Genomic DNA, 508 nt, shown 5'->3' with positions numbered 1-508 from the left:
GCCCTCGCCGTCAGCCGTTGCCCGTCGCCAGGGCGCGGCTGCGGTCGCGGGCCGCTTCGATGGCGGCGATGAGGGCCGACCGTACCCCGTGGTCCTCCAGCGCCCGGATGGCGCTGATCGTGGTGCCCGCCGGGGACGTCACGGCCTCGCGGAGCTTCACCGGGTGTTCGCCGCTGTCGCGCAGCATGACNNCAGGTCGTGTGCCTGGGCGCGGGGGAGGCCGAGGAGGATGCCGGCGTCCGTCATCGCCTCGACCAGGAAGTAGAAGTACGCGGGGCCCGAGCCGGAGAGCGCGGTGCACGCGTCCTGCTGGGACTCCGGGACGCGCAGCGTCTTGCCGACGCCACCGAAGATCTCTTCGGCGTGCGCCAGGTGTGCGGGCAGGGCGTGGCTGCCGCCCGAGATGACGGACATGCCCTCGTCCACCAGGACGGGCGTGTTCGGCATGACCCGTACGACGGGGGTGCCGAGGGGGAGACGCTCCTCGATGAAGGAGGTGGTGATGCCG

Annotated in this window: 1 pseudogene; it reads right to left on the bottom strand. The window is 72.5% G+C overall.

The window, feature by feature from the left end:
* Positions 1–10: 10 nt before the first annotated feature.
* Positions 11–508, bottom strand: a pseudogene (locus tag DVH02_RS34650) (pyrroline-5-carboxylate reductase family protein); the annotation flags it as partial.

The organism is Streptomyces corynorhini (genome assembly GCF_003346515.1).
GTDB lineage: Bacteria > Actinomycetota > Actinomycetes > Streptomycetales > Streptomycetaceae > Streptomyces > Streptomyces corynorhini.
This window is presented reverse-complemented; position numbering and strand designations above follow the sequence as displayed.